This window comes from Pantoea sp. EABMAA-21 (assembly GCF_030053335.1).
GTDB classification, from domain to species: domain Bacteria; phylum Pseudomonadota; class Gammaproteobacteria; order Enterobacterales; family Enterobacteriaceae; genus Pantoea; species Pantoea communis.
Genome location: NZ_JASGBX010000008.1, coordinates 194,360 through 214,689 on the forward strand (window position 1 = coordinate 194,360; position 20,330 = coordinate 214,689).

The window sequence follows — 20,330 nt, forward strand, 5'->3', positions numbered from 1 at the left end:
CCAAGTATAAAGAGAGGGAATCGCGGAGACCAATCAGAAATGAAGATGGCTGCCTGTTTGCCACAGTGGCAACAGGCAGCCGAAACGGCAATTAAGAGGGTTTATTGCTGCCGTCGTCACCTGACAGCAGTTCATCCAGCTTGTCGCCGCCAACGTGACGGAAATCCTGACCTTTAACGAAATAGAAGATAATTTCGCAGATGTTCTGGCAACGGTCACCGATACGCTCGATGGCGCGGGCACAGAACAGCGCCGTCAGTACACTTGGGATGGTGCGGGGATCTTCCATCATGTAGGTCATCAGCTGACGCACAATGCCTTCGTACTCTTTGTCGACCTTCTTATCTTCACGATAGATCTTAATGGCTTCATTCAGATCCATACGCGCGAAGGCATCCAGCACGTCATGCAGCATCTGCACGGTGTGGCGACCCAGAGACTCCAGACTCACCAGCAGAGGCAGGTGCTGCTGGCTGAACTTCTCCAGCGCCGTGCGGCTGATTTTCTCAGCGACGTCACCGATACGTTCCAGCTCAGAGATGGTCTTGATGATTGCCATCACCAGACGCAAGTCGCTGGCGGTAGGTTGACGTTTGGCGATGATGCGCACGCAGGCTTCATCAATCTCCACTTCCATCATGTTGACCTTCTGATCACCGTCGATCACGCGACGTGCCAGCTCGCCATCCTGGTTGTGCATCGCGGTAATGGCATCGGTAAGCTGCTGCTCAACCATGCCACCCATGATCATCACCTGGGTGCGAATGTGTTCCAGCTCCGCGTTGAACTGACCGGAGATGTGTTTGTTCAGATTCAAATTGTCCATGTGCGTCTCCTGAATCAGCCGTAACGACCGGTGATGTAATCTTCGGTCTGCTTCTGCGCGGGCTTGGTAAACAGTGTATCGGTGTCGCTGAATTCGATCAGCTCGCCCAGATACATGAAAGCGGTATGGTCAGAACAACGCGCGGCCTGCTGCATGTTGTGCGTCACGATCACCACGGTGTAATCCTGCTTCAGCTCGGTGATCAGCTCTTCAATACGACCGGTAGAGATCGGGTCGAGGGCTGAGCATGGCTCATCCAGCAACAGCACTTCCGGGCGAATCGCGATACCGCGTGCGATGCACAGACGCTGCTGCTGACCGCCGGAGAGACTGTAACCGCTCTGATGCAGCTTGTCTTTGGTTTCATTCCACAGCGCGGCTTTGGTCAGCGCCCACTGCACACGCTCGTCCATATCGGCACGTGACAGCTTTTCAAACAGACGCACGCCAAACGCGATGTTGTCATAAATCGACATCGGGAACGGCGTTGGCTTCTGGAACACCATGCCAACGCGTGCGCGCAGCAGGGCGATATCCTGATGGGAAGCCAGAATATTGTCGCCATCCAGCAGAATGTCACCTTCAGCACGCTGCTCAGGGTAGAGCGAGTACATTTTGTTGAAGGTGCGCAGCAGGGTGGATTTACCACAACCTGATGGTCCGATGAAGGCGGTGACCTGGTTCTTCGCGATATCCAGGTTAATGTTCTTCAGAGCGTGAAACTTTCCGTAATAGAAGTTCAGATTGCGAACCTGAATTTTACCGGCAGAAGTTGTTGCCATACTCATTGCTCATCTCTCATGTGCAGCGCCGCCGAAGCCGCGCCGGGAAATTAATGTTTGCCCTTGGCGAAAACCACTCGCGCGACAATGTTCAGCAGCAGCACGCACAGGGTAATGATCAACACACCCGCCCATGCCAGGCTTTGCCACTCGGCAAATGGGCTCATGGCGAATTTGAAAATCGTCACCGGCAGGTTCGCGATCGGCTGCATCATGTCGGTACTCCAGAACTGGTTCGACAGCGCAGTAAACAGCAGCGGTGCGGTTTCGCCCGCGATACGTGCCACGGCCAGCAGGACACCGGTAATAATGCCGGAGACTGAAGCTTTCAGCGTAATGGCCGAAATCATCTTCCACTTCGGCGTACCCAGTGCATAAGCCGCTTCACGCATGCTGTCTGGTACCAGACGCAGCATGTTTTCTGAGGTACGAATCACGATAGGAATCTGCAACAGCGCCAGCGCCACCACACCCGCCCAGCCAGAGAAGTGCTGCATCTGTGCCACCACGATGGTATAGACGAACAGGCCCACCACAATCGACGGTGCTGACAACAGGATGTCGTTGATGAAGCGAATCACTTCCGCCAGCCAGTGCTTACGGCCATATTCGGCAAGATAAATACCGGCCATGATGCCCAGCGGTGTACCGAACACCGTTGACCACAGAATGAGTAACCCACTGCCCGCCAGGGCGTTGGCTAAACCACCGCCTGCGGTGTTCGGTGGCGGGGTTGATTCAGTGAACAGTGACCAGCTCAGACCATCAATGCCTTTGGTGACGGTAGTGAACAGAATCCACACCAGCCAGAACAGGCCAAAGGCCATGGTCAGCATCGACAGCGTCAGTGCCACTTTATTTTTAGCGCTGCGTCGTGCCTGCATTTTACGGCGCGAGGCTTCCAGCTCAGCACGAGCATGCATTTCGATAGCGGTCATGAACGGGCTCCTTCACTCTTCGCCAGGCGCAGGATCATCAGTTTGGAGATGGCCAGTACGATAAAGGTAATCACGAACAGAATCAGACCCAGTTCCATCAATGCCGCCACATGCACACCGGATTCAGCTTCAGCGAATTCGTTCGCCAGCGCGGAGGTGATACTGTTGCCCGGCATAAACAGCGAGGCGCTGTCGAGCTGGTAGGTGTTACCGATGATGAAGGTCACCGCCATGGTTTCACCCAGTGCACGACCCAGGCCTAGCATCACACCACCGATTACACCGTTTTTGGTGAACGGCAGCACGATGCGCCAGATCACTTCCCACGTGGTGCAACCAATACCGTAGGCGGACTCTTTCATCATCACTGGCGTCTGCTCAAACACATCACGCATGACCGATGCAATGTACGGAATGATCATGATGGCGAGGATCACGCCAGCGGCCAGAATACCGATACCAAAAGCCGGGCCTGAGAACAGGGTGCCGACAATCGGAATGTTCGACATAACGTTGCCGACCGGTGTCTGGAAGTACTCAGCGAACAGCGGGGCGAAGATAAACAGGCCCCACATGCCGTAAACGATACTCGGGATCGCGGCCAGCAACTCAATTGCGGTACCCAGCGGGCGACGCAACCAGTTAGGTGCCAGTTCCGTCAGGAATAGCGCAATGCCAAAGCTCACCGGCACAGCGATGATTAAGGCAATGATGGAGGTGACGAGGGTGCCGTAGATCGGTACCAGCGCACCAAATTGTTCGTTTGGCGCATCCCAGGTTTTGGTCCATAAGAAGGAAAAACCAAATTTTTGGATGCTTGGCCAGGAGGAGAAAATCAGGGAGACGATAATGCCACCCATCAACAACAACACGATAAGCGCGGAAAGTTTCACCAGCGCGCCGAAAATCATGTCACCTTGTTTACCTGGGGCTTTGAACGTCGGCTTAGTGGCAGCCATAAGTTTCTCGGTTCTCAGAGGAAGTTCAGGGCGGCATACCATGCCGCCCATCGGGTTGGTCAGTCAGGGGAGACTGACCGGGTCATTCGCTTACTTGTAAATCGCTTTGCCTGAGCTGTCTTTGATGTTCGCTTTCCAGGCAGTACGAATCTGGTTAGCAACGCTTTCTGGCAGCGCAGCGTAATCCAGTGCGGTTGCAGTTTTGCTGCCGCCTTTGTAAGCCCAGTCGAAGAACTTCATCACTTCAGCACCTTTAGCCGCATCAGCCTGCTCTTTGTAGATCAGGATGAAGGTGGTAGAAGAGATTGGCCATGCATCTGCACCTTTCTGGAAGGTCAGGTCCTGAGCGAAAGATTTGCTCCAGTCTGCGCCTTTAGCAGAGTTTGAGAAGCTGGTTTCGCTTGGCGCAACTGGCTTGCCATCTGCATCCATTAGTTTGGTGTAGGTCAGGTTGTTCTGCTTAGCGTAAGCATACTCAACGTAGCCGATTGAACCAGGCAGACGCTGTACGAAGGCTGCAACGCCGTCGTTACCTTTACCGCCCAGACCGGTTGGCCAGTTAACGGTGTTGCCTTTACCAATTTTGCTGTTCCAGTCTGCGTTGACTTTAGACAGGTAGCTGGTGAACACGAAAGAGGTACCTGAACCATCTGCGCGGCGAACCACGTTGATGTTGGTGTCTGGCAGTTTCACGCCTGGGTTCAGTTTAGTGATCGCCGGGTCGTTCCACTTTTTGATGTTACCCAGGTAGATATCGCCAACGGTTTTGCCGTCCAGCGTCAGTTCACCTGATTTCACGCCTGGGATGTTAACGGCCAGTACCACGCCACCGATAACGGTAGGGAACTGGAACAGACCATTTTTTTCCAAATCGGCATCACTTAACGGCGCATCAGACGCACCGAAATCGACGGTTTTAGCGATGATTTGCTTAACGCCGCCTGAAGAACCAATACCCTGATAGTTGATTTTGCTACCGGTGGCTTGCTGATACTCTGCTGCCCACTTGGCATAAACCGGTGCCGGGAATGTACCGCCAGCGCCAGTCAGGTCGGTGGCTGCAAAAGCAGATACCGCGCTTACTGCGAAGGTGGCGGCGAGGATTCGGGCTACGGATGTACGCATCAGTGTCATGTTCCCTCCAGGGGATTTAAAAAAATCAGGCTCAATGCCATTTTAGTTGGAGTCAGTGATTGCTGCTGGAGGGAAAATAGGACAGTTTGATGACAGTGAAATGTACGAAATATGACAGTTATATGACACCGTTTAAAAAGCAAGCGGACCCGTTGCAGGCCCGCCCTTTTTATAGATTATTCAACAGTAACCGATTTTGCCAGGTTACGGGGCTGGTCAACGTCGGTGCCTTTAATCAGCGCAACATGATACGAAAGCAGCTGCAACGGCACGGTATAGAAGATCGGTGCTATCACCTCTTCGACGTGTGGCAGTGAGATGATTTTCATGCCCTCGCTGTCGGTGAAACCCGCATCCTGATCGGCAAATACATACAGCAAACCGCCGCGCGCGCGCACCTCTTCAATGTTCGATTTCAGCTTCTCCAGCAGCTCGTTATTCGGCGCAACGACGATCACCGGCATATCGGCATCAATCAGCGCCAGCGGGCCGTGTTTCAGCTCTCCGGCGGCGTAGGCTTCTGCGTGAATATAGGAGATCTCTTTCAGCTTCAGCGCGCCTTCCATCGCAATCGGATACTGATCGCCACGGCCCAGGAACAACGCATGATGCTTGTCAGAGAAACCTTCAGCCAGGCTTTCAATCACTTTATCCTGCGCCAACATCTGCTCAATGCGGCTTGGCAATGCCTGCAGCGCATGCACAATTTCGTGCTCGGTTTCTGGCTTCATGCCACGCAGACGACCCAGTTTTGCCACCAGCATCAGCAACACTACCAACTGCGTGGTGAAGGCTTTCGTTGAGGCCACACCAATTTCGGTGCCGGCTTTGGTCATCAGCGCCAGATCGGATTCACGCACCAGCGAAGAGCCGGCAACGTTACAGATGGCCAGCGAACCGAGATAACCCAGCTCTTTCGACAAGCGCAGCGCGGCCAGCGTATCGGCGGTTTCACCCGATTGCGACAAGGTGATCAGCAGACTGTTTTTACGCACAGCGGATTTGCGATAGCGGAATTCGGAGGCGATTTCCACATCGCAAGGAATGTTGGCCAGCGACTCAAACCAGTAGCGCGACACCATCCCGGAGTTATACGAGGTACCGCAGGCGATAATCTGGATGTGCTCAACCTTGCTCAGCAAGGTTTCGGCATTGGCACCCAGTTCGCTGAGATCGATCTGCCCATGATTAAAACGACCAGTGATGGTGTTTTTAATCGCGTTCGGCTGCTCATAGATCTCTTTCTGCATGTAGTGACGATAGGCACCTTTATCACCAGCATCGTACTGCGCCGTGGATTCGATTTCCGCGCGTTTGGCTGGCTTGCCATCACGATCGATGATGGTGACTTCACGGCGCGTAATCTCGGCGATATCGCCCTCTTCCAGGTACATAAAGCGGCGGGTCACCGGCAGCAGCGCCAGTTGGTCAGAAGCAATGAAGTTTTCACCCACGCCACGGCCAATCACCAGCGGGCTACCTGAACGCGCAGCCACCAGCACGGATGGATCGCGGCTGTCCATGATCACCATGCCATAAGCACCGCGCAGTTGCGGGATCACGCGCAGTACCACTTCACGCAATGTGCCGCCCTGCTTCTGCTCCCAGTGCACCAGATGCGCCACCACTTCGGTGTCCGTTTCTGAGGCAAACTGGTAACCGCGTTCGATCATCTGCGCACGCAATGGCTCATGGTTCTCAATGATGCCGTTATGCACAATGATGATGTGCTCAGAGACATGCGGATGCGCATTGGCTTCTGATGGCTCACCGTGGGTTGCCCAACGCGTATGAGCAATACCAGTGCCACCAATTAGTGGCTGCTGCTCTGCGGCCTCGGCCAGATTAGCCACTTTGCCAAGACGACGCAGACGCGTCATATGTCCCTGGCGATCGACAACGGCCAGACCCGCTGAGTCATAACCGCGATACTCAAGACGACGCAGACCTTCCAGCAGAATTTCTGCGATGTCACGCTGCGCTACTGCACCAACAATTCCACACATAATAGTTTCCTGACTTCATGGCTTTCGGCCATTGCGTTGTCTTCTGACCTGATTATTCCCCGAGCCTTGTAGAGAGTGGGGGATCTACCCTTCATACATCAAATTTCAGGTGCGTTGGCTACGCGCATTCACCTCAGTCACTGACTTCAGTCAGCTCCTGAGGACTCGCGCTTGCCGCCTTTCAGAAACTCGAATGATTTCGGGTAGTTTTTTTCATGGGCCGATCTTTGCCGACCCTTAAAATTTATTTTTCTTAACCGGCCGCTGCCAGCCAGACTTCTGATTCTGTTCTTTGCGGTTGTAGACCAAATCGGCGGCGGTGACATCTTTCATTACCGTGGTACCTGCCGCGATGGTCGCGCCAGCCGCGACGGTGACCGGGGCCACCAACTGGGTATCGGAGCCGACAAACACGTTGTCGCCGATAATGGTTTTCGATTTATTCGCGCCATCGTAGTTACAGGTAATGGTGCCAGCCCCGATGTTTACGCCCGCGCCAATTTCTGCGTCGCCAAGATACGAAAGATGACCCGCTTTGGAACCTTTGCCCAAGATGGCCTTTTTCATCTCAACGAAATTGCCGACATGTGCCTCTTCCGCCAACTCGCTGCCAGGACGCAGACGCGCGAATGGCCCAACGGTGCAGGCAGCGGCTAAGGTGGCATCTTCGAGGACTGAATAAGGGCTGATTTCACAATCATCACCAATAACGCTGTTTTTGATGATGCACCCAGCGCCAATTTTGACGCGGTCGCCCAATGTCACGGTGCCTTCAATGATAACGTTGGTATCGATCTCGACATCACGCCCATGTTGCAGCGAACCGCGCAGGTCGAAACGCGCGGGATCGCGCAGCATGACGCCCGCCAGCAGCAGTTGTTCTGCCTGCTCGCTCTGATAGGCACGCTCCAGCGTGGCCAGTTGCAGGCGGTTATTCACACCATCGGTCTCACTGATACGCGCAGGATGTACCGCGTTGATCACGCGACCTTCCTGGTGAGCCATGGCAATGATATCGGTGATATAGAATTCACCCTGCGCATTATTGTTATTCAGCTGTGCCAGCCAACGTTTTAAGTCTTCGCCATTAGCAACCAAAATACCGGTGTTGATCTCAGGGATTTTCAGCTGTTCGGCTGAGGCATCTTTCTGCTCAACAATGCCGGTCACCGTGCCATTCTCACGCACAATGCGGCCATAACCGGTTGGATTATCGAGTACGACCGTCAGCAAACCGATACCGCCCTCAGGCTTGGCATCACGCAGACGTTGCAATGTCGCTTGGGAGATTAGCGGTACGTCGCCGTACAGCATCAGGATGTCTTCGTCATCGGCAAAGAAAGGTGCTGCCTGCTGCATTGCATGGCCGGTACCGAGCTGTTCAGCCTGCAGTACCCAGTTCAGGGTGTTGTGGGCCAGTTTATCTTGCAGCAGATCGCCGCCGTGACCGTACACCAAATGCACCTGCTGGGCACCCAGACCGGTCGCGGCATCGATCACATGCTGAACCATCGGTTTGCCTGCCAGGGTGTGCAGTACTTTGGGCAGATCGGAATACATTCGGGTGCCTTTGCCAGCGGCCAGGATCACCACACTCATCGCGCTTGTAGACATAACTATCCAGACTCAATTTAACTTTCGAAAGTGTAAGGTTTACCTCTGAGATTACTACATTTTTCTCGGACCGAAATTAGCGGATAAAGATGAAAGGCTGATTGGAGATAAAACCAGTGCCGGCCTGGGCATCACGCGATGCATTTTGCCGATGAAATCTGGCAGAGCAAGACAACATCGTCCTCCCCCAAAGCAGGATGATTTATCGCGCGCAAAAAAATGCCAACCCAATGGGCTGGCATTTCGTGACGCATAAAGCCTGATTACATCGCTTTCTTGGTCAGCTCGATTACACGCAGTTTCGCGATAGCTTTCGCCAGTTCCGCAGAGGCCTGAGCATAGTCCACATCACCGTGGCTGCTGTTCATGTGCTCTTCTGCTTTACGTTTCGCTTCCAGCGCGCGCGCTTCGTCGAGGTCTTCACCGCGAATCGCGGTGTCGGCCAGAACGGTCGTGCTGCCCGGCTGTACTTCCAGCACGCCGCCAGAGAGGTAGATATACTCCTCTTCGCCGTGCTGTTTCACGATGCGAATCATACCAGGCTTGATGGCTGTCAGCAGCGGGGCGTGGCCTGGGTAAATACCCAGCTCACCTTCGCTACCTGACACCTGGATGCGCTCAACCAGACCGGAGAACATTTGTTGCTCCGCGCTGACAACGTCCAGATGATAAGTCATAGCCATACTATTCCTCCTGGGAAACCGTTATTACAGTTTCTTCGCTTTTTCTACAGCTTCTTCGATAGCGCCGACCATGTAGAACGCCTGCTCTGGCAGGTGGTCGAATTCGCCTTCCATGATGCCTTTGAAGCCACGAATCGTGTCTTTCAGGGTCACGTACTTACCTGGAGAACCGGTGAAGACTTCAGCAACGAAGAACGGCTGAGACAGGAAGCGCTGAATCTTACGCGCACGTGCCACCAACAGTTTGTCTTCTTCAGACAGCTCGTCCATACCCAGGATGGCGATGATGTCTTTCAGTTCCTGGTAACGCTGCAGCAGAGACTGCACGCCACGCGCAACGTCGTAGTGCTCCTGACCCACGATCAGTGGATCCAGCTGACGGCTGGTTGAATCCAGCGGGTCAACGGCTGGGTAGATACCCAGAGAGGCGATCTGACGGCTCAGCGTAACGGTTGAGTCTAAGTGAGCAAAGGTGGTTGCTGGTGACGGGTCAGTCAAGTCATCCGCAGGAACGTAAACGGCCTGAACAGAGGTGATTGAACCGGTCTTGGTGGAGGTAATACGCTCCTGCAACACACCCATCTCTTCTGCCAGCGTTGGCTGGTAGCCTACCGCAGATGGCATACGACCCAGCAGTGCTGATACTTCAGTACCGGCCAGGGTGTAACGGTAGATGTTGTCGATGAACAGCAGAACGTCACGGCCTTCATCACGGAATTTCTCCGCCATGGTCAGACCGGTCAGTGCTACGCGCAGACGGTTACCCGGCGGCTCGTTCATCTGGCCATACACCAGCGCTACTTTATCGATAACGTTGGAGTCAGTCATTTCGTGGTAGAAGTCGTTACCCTCACGAGTACGTTCACCCACACCAGCAAATACCGAGTAACCTGAGTGCTCAGCCGCGATGTTACGGATCAGCTCCATCATGTTTACGGTTTTACCTACACCCGCACCACCGAACAGACCGACTTTACCGCCCTTAGCGAACGGACACATCAGGTCGATAACCTTGATGCCGGTTTCCAGCAGCTCTTGCGAGTTAGACTGATCTTCATAAGAAGGCGCAGCACGGTGAATAGAGGAAACCTCTACAGTGGTGCCGTCGTCATTCTGCAGGTCGCCTTTCATGTCGATTGGTTCGCCCAATACGTTCATGATACGTCCGAGGGTTGCTTTACCAACCGGTACCTGGATCGGTTTTTTCAGGTCGGTAACTTGCAGACCGCGCTTCAGGCCGTCAGAAGTACCCATGGCGATGGTACGCACCACGCCACCACCCAGCTGCTGCTGAACTTCCAGCACCAGACGAGCGTCACCATTTTGAACCTCAAGCGCGCTATATACCTGCGGTACCGCGTCCTGAGGGAATTCGACGTCAACTACGGCGCCGATAATCTGGACAATCTTTCCAGCTGCCATCTTGAATCCTCTACCTAATACGAGAATATCCGGCCGCGCTCGCGCGACAGGATATATGCCTGGTTAAACCGCGGAGGCTCCCGAGACGATCTCGGTAAGTTCCTGGGTGATGCTGGCCTGACGAGCTTTGTTGTAAACCAACTGCAGCTCTTTGATCAGGTTTCCGCCGTTATCGGTTGCAGCTTTCATTGCCACCATACGTGCAGCCTGCTCACTGGCCAGGTTTTCCACCACACCCTGATAAACCTGCGATTCGACATAACGGCGCAGCAGGGTATCCAGCAGCGCTTTCGGATCGGGTTCGTACAGGTAATCCCAGGTCTTCGCCTTCATCTCTTCTTCACCTTCCGCTGGCGGTAACGGCAGCAGTTGGGTAATGGTCGGAGTCTGAGACATGGTGTTATTAAACTTGTTGCTGACGATATACAGCTTGTCGATGCGGCCTTCATCATAGGCCTGCAACATCACTTTTACTGGGCCGATAAGATCAGACAGTGCAGGCTTGTCGCCCATACCAGTGACCTGTGCCACGATGTTGCCACCGACAGAGCCGAAGAATGAATTGCCTTTAGAACCGATAACGGCCAGATCGCTCTGTACACCTTTATCAGCCCAGCCCTTCATATCTGCCAGCAATTTTTTGAACAGGTTAATGTTCAAACCACCACAAAGCCCGCGGTCAGTCGAAACGACCAGGTAGCCGACGCGCTTAACGTCACGCTCATCCAGGTAAGGGTGCTTGTATTCCAGATTACCGAGAGCAAGGTGACCAATCACTTTGCGCATGGTATCTGCATACGGACGGCTGGCCGCCATGCGTTCCTGCGTTTTACGCATTTTGGAGGCGGCGACCATTTCCATCGCTTTGGTGATCTTCTGCGTATTTTTTACGCTTCCAATCTTGGTACGTATTTCTTTTGCACCGGCCATTAGCTTCTCCTCAAAGCCTTGCGGCCTGCCTTTTCAGACAAGCCGCCAGACATTACCAGGACTGGGTTGCTTTAAACGTTTCGAGGAGGCCTTTCAGCTTCTCTTCGATTTCGTTATTAAAGTTGCCCGCTTGGTTGATTTCAGCCATCAGCTCAGCGTGATCGCGGTCTGCGAACGCCAGCAGAGCGGCTTCGAAGCTGCCGATTTTCGCCAGTTCAACGTCGTTCAGGAAGCCGCGCTCAGCAGCAAACAGCACCAGACCCTGTTGCGCGACAGACATCGGCGCATACTGTTTCTGTTTCAGCAGCTCGGTCACTTTCTGACCGTGGCTCAGCTGTTTACGCGTTGCATCGTCCAGATCGGATGCGAACTGAGAGAACGCAGCCAGTTCACGATACTGTGCCAGAGCGGTACGGATACCACCGGACAGTTTCTTGATGATCTTGGTCTGTGCAGCACCACCAACACGGGATACAGAGATACCCGGGTTAACGGCTGGACGAATACCGGAGTTGAACAGGTTCGATTCCAGGAAGATCTGACCATCAGTAATCGAGATTACGTTGGTCGGAACGAACGCAGAAACGTCACCCGCCTGAGTTTCGATGATTGGCAGCGCGGTCAGAGAACCGGTCTGGCCTTTCACAGCACCGTTAGTGAAACGCTCAACGTAGTCAGCGCTTACGCGTGATGCACGCTCCAGCAGACGAGAGTGGAGATAGAACACGTCGCCTGGGAATGCTTCACGACCTGGTGGACGGCGCAGCAGCAGAGAAATCTGACGGTAAGCAACAGCCTGCTTAGACAGGTCATCGTATACGATCAGGGCATCTTCACCGCGGTCACGGAAGTACTCACCCATCGCGCAACCGGCGTATGGCGCCAGGTATTGCAGTGCAGCGGATTCAGAAGCAGAAGCCACAACGACGATGGTGTTAGCCAACGCGCCGTGTTCTTCCAGCTTACGTACCACGTTAGAAATGGTTGACGCTTTCTGGCCAATCGCAACGTAGACACACTTGATGCCTGAATCGCGCTGGTTGATGATGGCGTCGATTGCCATTGCGGTTTTACCGGTCTGACGGTCACCGATGATCAGCTCACGCTGGCCACGGCCGATTGGAATCATCGCATCGACAGATTTGTAACCGGTCTGAACAGGCTGGTCTACTGACTGACGGTCGATAACGCCCGGTGCAATCACTTCAACCGGCGAGAAGCCGTCGTTGTCGATTGCGCCTTTACCGTCGATCGGTGCACCCAGGGTGTTCACCACACGGCCCAGCAGGCCACGGCCAACTGGAACTTCAAGAATACGGCCAGTACATTTAACCTTCATGCCTTCGGCGAGGTCAGCGTACGGGCCCATCACTACTGCACCAACCGAGTCACGCTCGAGGTTCAGTGCGATAGCGTAACGGTTGCCCGGCAGGGCAATCATCTCACCCTGCATCACATCGGCCAGGCCGTGTACGCGGATGATACCGTCACTTACAGAAACAATAGTACCTTCGTTGTGAGCTTCGCTCACCACATTGAACTGAGCAATGCGCTGCTTGATCAGTTCGCTGATTTCGGTGGAATTCAGTTGCATATGCTCCAGTCCCCTTAAGACTGCAAGACGTCTGCCAGACGATCAAGACGGCCGCGTACGCTACCATCAATGACCAGGTCACCCGCACGGATAACCACACCTGCCATTACAGACTTGTCAATTTTGCAATTCAGCTTAACTTTGCGTGACAGACGTTTTTCCATCGCGGCGCTGATTTTACTCAGCTGGCTGTCACTCAGGGTACTGGCAGAAATCACATCCACTTCGGCGGTCGCTTCATAAGCGTCACGCAGTTGGATGTACTGTTCCAGTACCGCTGGAAGTGCTGTCAAACGTCCGTTTTCCGCCATTACCTTAATCAGGTTCTGAGCGGGTTCATCAAGTTGATCGCCACATACCGCGTTGAAAGAAGCAGACAAAGCTTCCGGCGCGAGCGCACCGGAAAGAAGATCTGCCATCTGTTCGTTGCGAGCCACTTCAGCGGCAAACGCCAGCATGGTCTGCCAACGATCGATACTTTGATGCTCAACAGCAAAGTCAAAAGCTGCTTTGGCGTAGGGGCGAGCTACAGTAATCAGATCAGACATCAGCCCCTCCCTCCTTACAGTTCAGCGACCAGTTTATCAACGATGTCGCTGTTAGCAGCTTCATCCACGGAACGTTCGATGATTTTCTCGGCGCCAGCTAATGCCAGCAACGCGACTTGCTTACGCAGCTCTTCACGGGCACGTGAACGCTCGGCTTCGATTTCTGCCTGCGCTTGTGCCACGATGCGGTTACGTTCAGTCTCAGCTTCGGTTTTCGCTTCGTCCAGAATCTGTGCACGGCGTTTGTTCGCCTGCTCGATAATGACCTGAGCGTCTTCTTTCGCTTTTTTCAGCTGGTCGGTCGCATTGGCCTGCGCGAGATCTAAATCTTTCTTCGCGCGCTCAGCAGAAGCAAGGCCATCAGCAATTTCTTTCTGACGCTTCTCGATGGCAGCCATGATCGGCGGCCATACGTACTTCATGCAGAACGCGACAAACAGAATGAACGCGATGGCCTGGCCGAGGATTGTTGCATTAATGTTCACAGCACAATGCCTCTTATTAAGTTAACTTGCTCTGCCGCTATCAGCGATAAACGGCAGAATCCGTTCCTCATCACACCGGGTGCCATGAGTGAACAAGGCTACCAGGTTTAGGCGACCGCAAACATCACGTAGAGACCCAGACCTACAGCGATCATTGGGATTGCATCCACCAGACCCATTACAACAAAGAACTGCGTACGCAGCAGAGGAATCAGATCCGGTTGACGCGCAGCGCCTTCCAGGAATTTGCCTCCGAGGATGCCGATACCGATCGCAGCACCGATTGCCGCCAGGCCCATCATCACAGCGGCAGCCATGTACAGCAGATCCATATTCAGGTTTTCCATGACAGTCTCCAGTTTGTTTCAGTTAAAAGCTTAGTGTTGAGATAAAAAAATCAATGTTCTTCAGATGCCATCGACAGATAGACGATCGTGAGGACCATGAAAATGAAAGCCTGCAGCGAAATGATCAGGATGTGGAAAATGGCCCATGGCACATTCAACACCCACTGCGACCACCACGGCAGCAAGCCGGCAATCAGGATAAAGATCAGTTCACCCGCATACATGTTGCCGAACAGTCGCAGACCGAGTGAAACGGGTTTAGACAGCAGGCTAACACCTTCAAGAATCAGGTTGATTGGGATGAAGATCGGGTGATTAAAAGGCTGCAGCGTCAGTTCTTTGGTGAAGCCGCCAATGCCTTTCATTTTGATGCTGTAGAACAGAATCAAAATAAAGACGCCCAACGCCATAGACAGCGTGATGTTCACATCTGCAGACGGCACAACGCGCAGCGCTGGCAGGCCAAGATAGTGCTCACCGATAAACGGCAGCAAATCGATAGGCAGCAGATCCATGAAGTTCATCAGGAAGACCCAAACAAAAATTGTCAGAGCCAGCGGGGCGATAAGTTTGCTTTTACCGTGGTACATGTCGCGAACGTTGTTATCAACGAAACCGACAACCAGTTCGATAGCCGCTTGAAGTTTCCCTGGCACACCGCTGGTGGCGCTTTTTGCCACTTTACGGAACAACACCAGGAAAAGCAGTCCCAGTACCACAGAGAAAAACATGGAATCGATATTTAATACCCAGAACGTCGCAGGAGCGTCGTGCGGATTCACCAACTCGAAAGTACGCAGGTCCAGCTGAAGGTTATTCAGGTGGTGACCTATGTATTCTTGCGGAGTAGAGATTTCTCCAGCAGCCATGATGCCTCTTACCCTTTGTTGTTAATTACAGCCGGCGCGACGATCTGCACCACCAGCACCGATAACCAAGTGATTGCGAGAGGCCAGAAGACCGCTCCAAACACACCTAACGCCACCATGAGAAGAATGACTGTCGTGAAGACCTTCAACACTTCACCGAGGGCGAAGCTCCAGGCCACACGACCTTTGGCAGGCGTTTGATCCTGCAGGCGCCAGGCTAAAAACATAAACAACACATTCGGCAGCCAGGCTGCCGCTCCACCCGCGATGGCGGAGGCGCCCCAGATAACATCTTTCAGAGTAAAGAGTGCACCGATGATGACAAACGTCACCAGCTGGATCACCAGCACGGTCCGGGCTAATTTCACACTGTAAAGAGACACTGACATGGCGTTGAACTCTCCTGCCCCGAACGGGGTATGTCGCGTGTCGTATAAGACTGCCTTTACTCATTTGAGTCAAGCAGCAAAAGCCGTGCAAATTATACGGGCGCCACCTGCGATTTCAATCGGTAAGTAGCGAAAAGGTGAACAATTATTTAAATTTCTTTCTGGAGGGCTATTTTTCAAAACATCACCTTCCACTATGACTCAGCTAAATCGCTGAAATTGCCTTGTTGGCTTGCTTTTAAAGCGTGCTTCAGATCACATTATAGGCAATAGGCTGGCGAATGAATTTGTTTTAAGCATGAATTTTAAGATTTCAAAAGTGATGAAAGCTGTTTTTTATCATAACTATAGAATTATCCATCCGGTATCAGGTCATGATTTTCGATAAAAACACTCTATTGACATCGTACATCGCAATAAAAACGTAAAACTGATATTACGCACGCCGATTTATTGCAGAGTTATATTTTCTGACGTGACTATTTGCGCAGGTAAATACAGCCAATAAAGTGATCTAACTGATAATAAAATGTGAAATGTTCGTTAAATGTAACAGAGCTTTTCGGATAATTTCCGTGGCGCTTGTTAACCGTCTCACCCTGCCCTGCCGAATAAAAGCTTTTGACTAAAAGTGTTCAACTGCTGTTTTTTTATTCAGGACGTTTTCACTGACTAAAGGTGCGGTTGGTGTTAAATCCGCACCTTCTTTATGGCTATTGGCGAGACAGCACCACTAAATGACGTTCACCATCCAGTTCTGGCACATGCAGTGATTCAATCTTCTCCACCACAAAGCCCGCAGGCAAGGCTGAAATTTCATCATCCGGACGCACCCCCTTCAGTGCGTAGAAGCGGCCTGAGGTGCCCGGTAAATGATGGCACCAGTTCAGCATGTCTTCCAGCGAAGCAAAGGCACGGCTGATAACGCCATCAAACGGTGGTTCTGCGGGGAACTCTTCCACACGACTTTGTACCGGGGTGATGTTAGTGAGCCCTAACTCATGTTGTACCTGACGCAGGAAACGGATGCGTTTTCCCAGGCTATCCAGCAGCGTAAAATGCGCCTGCGGACGTACAATGGCTAACGGAATCCCTGGCAGACCCGGCCCGGTGCCCACATCAATAAAGCGCTCGCCTTGTAAATGCGGTTCGACGACCACGCTGTCGAGAATATGGCGCACCAGCATCTGCTGCGGATCGCGCACCGATGTCAGGTTGTACGCCTTGTTCCACTTATGCAGCAATTCTACATAGCCGACGAGCTGCTGTTTTTGTTGATCGGTAAGTGAAATATTTGCCGCATCGAGCAGCTGGGAGAGTTTGTTAATCACAAGGAACGTTCCATAAACGGGGGCGAGTGACCTCGCCCCAGGGTCGATCAGGCACTTTTACGCAGCAGGCCCTGTTTTTTCAGGTAAATCAGCAAAATGGAGATCGCTGCTGGTGTAATGCCTGAAATACGCGAGGCCTGCCCAATGGAGGTAGGTTTGTGATCGTTGAGTTTGGCGATCACTTCATTCGACAAGCCATTAACCTGACGATAGTCGAGATCGCCAGGCAGCAAGGTGTTTTCGTTGCGTTGCTGGCGGTCAATTTCTTCCTGCTGGCGTGCAATGTACCCTTCATACTTCACCTGAATCTCAACCTGCTCTGCAGATTGCTCGTCAGATAATGCCGGGCCATAACTCGGTAACGTCATCAGCAGTTCGTAGGTCATTTCCGGGCGACGCAACAGATCTTCACCGCTGGCTTCTTTCGTCAGTGGCGCACTGATGACGCTATTCACTTCGCCCACATTGTCTGATTTCGGATGTACCCACAGATCGCGCAGGCGCTGGCGCTCCTGCTCAATCGCTTCCAGCTTCTGGTTATAACGCGCCCAACGCGCATCATCGACCAGACCCAACTCGCGACCTTTTTCTGTCAAACGCAGATCGGCGTTGTCTTCGCGCAGCATCAAACGATATTCCGCGCGCGAGGTAAACATACGGTACGGTTCTTTGGTGCCGAGGGTGCAGAGATCGTCAACCAGCACACCGAGATAAGCCTGGTCGCGGCGCGGCGCCCAGCCCTCTTTGTCTGCTGAGGCACGTGCAGCGTTCAAACCGGCCAGCAAGCCCTGCGCCGCAGCTTCTTCATAACCGGTGGTGCCGTTAATCTGACCGGCAAAGAACAGCCCGTGGATGAATTTGCTTTCCAGCGTCGGCTTCAGATCGCGCGGATCGAAGAAATCGTACTCGATGGCATAACCTGGGCGCACAATCTTTGCGTTCTCCAGACCTTTCATCGAACGGACGATCTGCATCTGCACGTCAAACGGCAAGCTGGTGGAGATACCGTTAGGGTAGATCTCGTTGCTGGTCAGCCCTTCCGGTTCAAGGAAGATCTGATGCGCATTACGATCGGCAAAGCGCATCACTTTGTCTTCGATCGATGGGCAGTAACGTGGTCCGATCCCTTCGATGATCCCGGCATACATCGGGCTGCGATCGAGGTTATTGCGGATCACATCGTGTGTTTGTTCGTTGGTGTAAGTGATCCAGCACGGTACTTGTTGCGGGTGCTGAGAAACATTGCCCATAAACGAGAACACCGGCATTGGCGTATCGCCATGCTGCGGTGTCAGCACCGAAAAATCGATGGTGCGTGCATCAATACGCGGCGGCGTACCGGTTTTCAGACGATTTACACGCAGCGGCAAAGCACGCAGGCGTTTCGCCAGTGGAATGGATGGCGGATCACCAGCACGGCCACCGCTGTAGTTATCCAGACCAATATGAATTTTGCCGTCAAGGAATGTCCCGACTGTCAGCACCACACTTTTGGCACGGAATTTCAGGCCCATCTGCGTGACAGCACCGACGACGCGATCGTTCTCCACAATCAGATCGTCAACGGCCTGCTGGAAGATCATCAGGTTCGGCTGGTTTTCCAACGCAGTGCGTACCGCCTGGCGATACAGGACGCGGTCGGCTTGCGCACGCGTTGCCCGCACAGCAGGGCCTTTGCTTGCGTTTAGTATCCTAAACTGAATGCCGGCCTGGTCAATTGCCGTTGCCATCAAACCGCCTAAGGCATCCACTTCCTTCACCAGGTGTCCTTTCCCAATGCCACCAATCGCCGGGTTGCAGGACATTTGTCCAAGCGTATCAATGTTATGGGTGAGTAACAGCGTTTGCTGACCCATTCGGGCAGCTGCCATCGCGGCTTCTGTGCCCGCATGACCACCACCGATTACGATGACGTCAAAAGGATCTGGATAAAACATGAAGTGGGTCCTCGTTAATGTTCGGACAGGGATCGTTGCCCTGGGCGGTGGATTCTACTGAAATTCTGTCGACTGCGAAAGCCGCGGGATCCTGCGGTTTAAAAGAAAGGATCTTTATTCTTTTATATGATCTCTCTGTTAGATCTCTTATTAGGATCGTCAGGGTCTGTTGATAACCCCGAAAAGCAAAGCATTAACAGAGGATTAGAGAGGATCGCTTGCTGTGAATGATCGGTGATCCTGATCCGTATAAGCTGGGATCTAAATGGCGACTTATACACAGACGAAAAAAGCATCACGGGTTGTTATTGGGATAACTACCGGTTATACGCAAGATTAAGGCTGTGTTATCCACAGACAATGGCATAAAAAAAACAATAAAACAGCGAAATAAACTGGGGATCGTTCACTTTTCCCGATCCCCAACCGGCAAAGATCGTCTTAAATCTGCGTTTTCCAGGTCTCAACCCACACTTCAGCCGGATCCTCAGGAATCTCATGTTCGAGAACGTCGATCTCCAGGCGATCGCCAATGCGTTTGGCGCCTAACTGGTTGAGCTGATCTTCCAGCAGTTTAATGGCACCGCAGAAAAGGTCATATTCATGGTTGCCGATACCCACTGCGCCATAACGTACCGCGGAAAGGTCCGGCTGCGTCTCCTGCAAGGCTTCATATAAAGGAAGCAGATTGTCTGGCAGTTCGCCCGCACCGTGAGTGGAAGTCACAATCAGCCAGATCCCTTCCTGTGGCAGCTCGTCCAGCTCTGGCCCGTGCAGCACCTCGGTTGAAAAGCCCGCTTCCTGCAGTTTTGCTTCCAGATGTTCGGCGACGTATTCGGCGCTGCCAAGGGTACTGCCACTGATTAAGGTAATATCGGCCATGATCTTCTCCCGCACTAAAGGCGAGCATTGTACGCTGTGATCAAGCCGTGATCCACCTGTGGAAAACAGGGTTAATAACAGAAAGCATCAGCCGACAAGGCGCATCACACAAGTGATCCGCCTGGGAAAAGGTTGTGCACAGGAAAGAGAGGGAATTACGGCTTGATGGTACGCATGATCGGGTTTTGCAGCGAGATCAGGGTTTCGGTGGACTGGATTTCGTCTATGGTCTGGATCTTGTTGATCAACACCTGCTGAAGTGCATCGATGGATCGGCACATCACCTTAATAAAGATGCTGTAGTGGCCGGTGGTGTACCAGGCTTCTACCACTTCATCCAGTGCCTCCAGCTTGCTGAGTGCTGCGGGATAATCGCGGGCGCTTTTCAGAATGATGCCGATAAAGCAGCAGACATCAAAACCCAACTGACGAGGATCGATTTCAACACGAGTGCCCAGGATAATGCCTGCCTGGCGCATTTTTTCTACGCGTACGTGAATGGTGCCGGGGCTGACATTGAACTGTTTGGCCAGCTCGGCATATGCGGTGCGCGCGTTTTCCAACAGCGCATTGAGAATGCCGCGATCAAGGTTATCCAGTTGCAGTTGTTCTGCCATCATCCATCCTCTTTAAGTTCTTCTTCTATGAACAGTG

General features: G+C 52.9%; 20 protein-coding genes. All 20 read right to left on the reverse strand.

The window, feature by feature from the left end; all coding sequences use genetic code 11:
• Positions 1-91 precede the first annotated feature (91 nt).
• Positions 92-826, reverse strand: a complete 735-nt coding sequence (gene phoU / locus QMZ65_RS14045; protein WP_038643963.1) for a phosphate signaling complex protein PhoU — start codon at positions 824-826, stop codon at positions 92-94.
• Between the two features lie 14 nt (positions 827-840).
• Positions 841-1,614, reverse strand: a complete 774-nt coding sequence (gene pstB / locus QMZ65_RS14050; RefSeq protein ID WP_034830029.1) for a phosphate ABC transporter ATP-binding protein PstB — start codon at positions 1,612-1,614, stop codon at positions 841-843.
• A 44-nt stretch (positions 1,615-1,658) separates the two neighbouring features.
• The gene (pstA, locus tag QMZ65_RS14055) at positions 1,659-2,546 is read right to left on the reverse strand and encodes a phosphate ABC transporter permease PstA (RefSeq protein WP_034830030.1); all 888 of its coding nucleotides are present in this window, start codon (positions 2,544-2,546) and stop codon (positions 1,659-1,661) included.
• Positions 2,543-3,505: a phosphate ABC transporter permease PstC gene (gene pstC / locus QMZ65_RS14060; RefSeq protein ID WP_038643966.1), complete on the reverse strand. Its 963-nt coding sequence runs from the start codon at positions 3,503-3,505 to the stop codon at positions 2,543-2,545. The genes pstA and pstC overlap by 4 nt, the downstream gene beginning before the upstream one ends.
• A 90-nt stretch (positions 3,506-3,595) precedes the next feature.
• Positions 3,596-4,639 carry a phosphate ABC transporter substrate-binding protein PstS gene (gene pstS, locus QMZ65_RS14065; RefSeq protein WP_097118422.1) on the reverse strand — a complete coding sequence of 348 codons (1,044 nt, stop codon included), beginning with the start codon at positions 4,637-4,639 and terminating at the stop codon, positions 3,596-3,598.
• Positions 4,640-4,815: 176 nt separating this feature from the next.
• Positions 4,816-6,645, reverse strand: a complete 1,830-nt coding sequence (glmS, locus tag QMZ65_RS14070; protein ID WP_097118421.1) for a glutamine--fructose-6-phosphate transaminase (isomerizing) — start codon at positions 6,643-6,645, stop codon at positions 4,816-4,818.
• Between the two features lie 237 nt (positions 6,646-6,882).
• Positions 6,883-8,259, reverse strand: a complete 1,377-nt coding sequence (glmU, locus tag QMZ65_RS14075) for a bifunctional UDP-N-acetylglucosamine diphosphorylase/glucosamine-1-phosphate N-acetyltransferase GlmU (RefSeq protein ID WP_283216205.1) — start codon at positions 8,257-8,259, stop codon at positions 6,883-6,885.
• Between the two features lie 263 nt (positions 8,260-8,522).
• A complete protein-coding gene (locus QMZ65_RS14080) occupies positions 8,523-8,942 on the reverse strand; it encodes a F0F1 ATP synthase subunit epsilon (protein ID WP_034830038.1) in 420 nt (139 codons plus the stop codon).
• 24 nt (positions 8,943-8,966) lie between these two features.
• Positions 8,967-10,364, reverse strand: a complete 1,398-nt coding sequence (gene atpD, locus QMZ65_RS14085; protein WP_034830039.1) for a F0F1 ATP synthase subunit beta — start codon at positions 10,362-10,364, stop codon at positions 8,967-8,969.
• A gap of 63 nt (positions 10,365-10,427) precedes the next feature.
• Complete coding sequence (atpG, locus tag QMZ65_RS14090; protein ID WP_034830040.1) at positions 10,428-11,294, reverse strand: F0F1 ATP synthase subunit gamma; 867 nt, start codon at positions 11,292-11,294, stop codon at positions 10,428-10,430.
• A 52-nt stretch (positions 11,295-11,346) separates the two neighbouring features.
• On the reverse strand, positions 11,347-12,888 hold the full coding sequence (gene atpA / locus QMZ65_RS14095; protein ID WP_058961695.1) for a F0F1 ATP synthase subunit alpha: 1,542 nt from the start codon (positions 12,886-12,888) through the stop codon (positions 11,347-11,349).
• Positions 12,889-12,902: 14 nt separating this feature from the next.
• Positions 12,903-13,436, reverse strand: a complete 534-nt coding sequence (atpH, locus tag QMZ65_RS14100; RefSeq protein WP_034830043.1) for a F0F1 ATP synthase subunit delta — start codon at positions 13,434-13,436, stop codon at positions 12,903-12,905.
• A 14-nt stretch (positions 13,437-13,450) separates the two neighbouring features.
• On the reverse strand, positions 13,451-13,921 hold the full coding sequence (gene atpF, locus QMZ65_RS14105; protein WP_034830044.1) for a F0F1 ATP synthase subunit B: 471 nt from the start codon (positions 13,919-13,921) through the stop codon (positions 13,451-13,453).
• Between the two features lie 107 nt (positions 13,922-14,028).
• Positions 14,029-14,268, reverse strand: coding sequence for a F0F1 ATP synthase subunit C (gene atpE, locus QMZ65_RS14110; RefSeq protein WP_003849523.1), 240 nt, complete (start codon positions 14,266-14,268; stop codon positions 14,029-14,031).
• 50 nt (positions 14,269-14,318) lie between these two features.
• Positions 14,319-15,137 carry a F0F1 ATP synthase subunit A gene (atpB, locus tag QMZ65_RS14115; protein ID WP_034830046.1) on the reverse strand — a complete coding sequence of 273 codons (819 nt, stop codon included), beginning with the start codon at positions 15,135-15,137 and terminating at the stop codon, positions 14,319-14,321.
• Between the two features lie 8 nt (positions 15,138-15,145).
• Positions 15,146-15,526, reverse strand: coding sequence for a F0F1 ATP synthase subunit I (gene atpI, locus QMZ65_RS14120; RefSeq protein ID WP_034830047.1), 381 nt, complete (start codon positions 15,524-15,526; stop codon positions 15,146-15,148).
• A gap of 713 nt (positions 15,527-16,239) precedes the next feature.
• The gene (gene rsmG / locus QMZ65_RS14125; RefSeq protein WP_038643976.1) at positions 16,240-16,857 is read right to left on the reverse strand and encodes a 16S rRNA (guanine(527)-N(7))-methyltransferase RsmG; all 618 of its coding nucleotides are present in this window, start codon (positions 16,855-16,857) and stop codon (positions 16,240-16,242) included.
• Positions 16,858-16,904: 47 nt separating this feature from the next.
• Positions 16,905-18,794, reverse strand: a complete 1,890-nt coding sequence (gene mnmG, locus QMZ65_RS14130) for a tRNA uridine-5-carboxymethylaminomethyl(34) synthesis enzyme MnmG (RefSeq protein ID WP_097118419.1) — start codon at positions 18,792-18,794, stop codon at positions 16,905-16,907.
• A 441-nt stretch (positions 18,795-19,235) separates the two neighbouring features.
• Positions 19,236-19,676 (reverse strand): FMN-binding protein MioC, encoded by a 441-nt coding sequence (mioC, locus tag QMZ65_RS14135; RefSeq protein ID WP_034830052.1) that lies wholly within the window; start codon positions 19,674-19,676, stop codon positions 19,236-19,238.
• A 155-nt stretch (positions 19,677-19,831) separates the two neighbouring features.
• Positions 19,832-20,293, reverse strand: coding sequence for a transcriptional regulator AsnC (gene asnC, locus QMZ65_RS14140; protein ID WP_034830053.1), 462 nt, complete (start codon positions 20,291-20,293; stop codon positions 19,832-19,834).
• Positions 20,294-20,330: the final 37 nt, after the last annotated feature.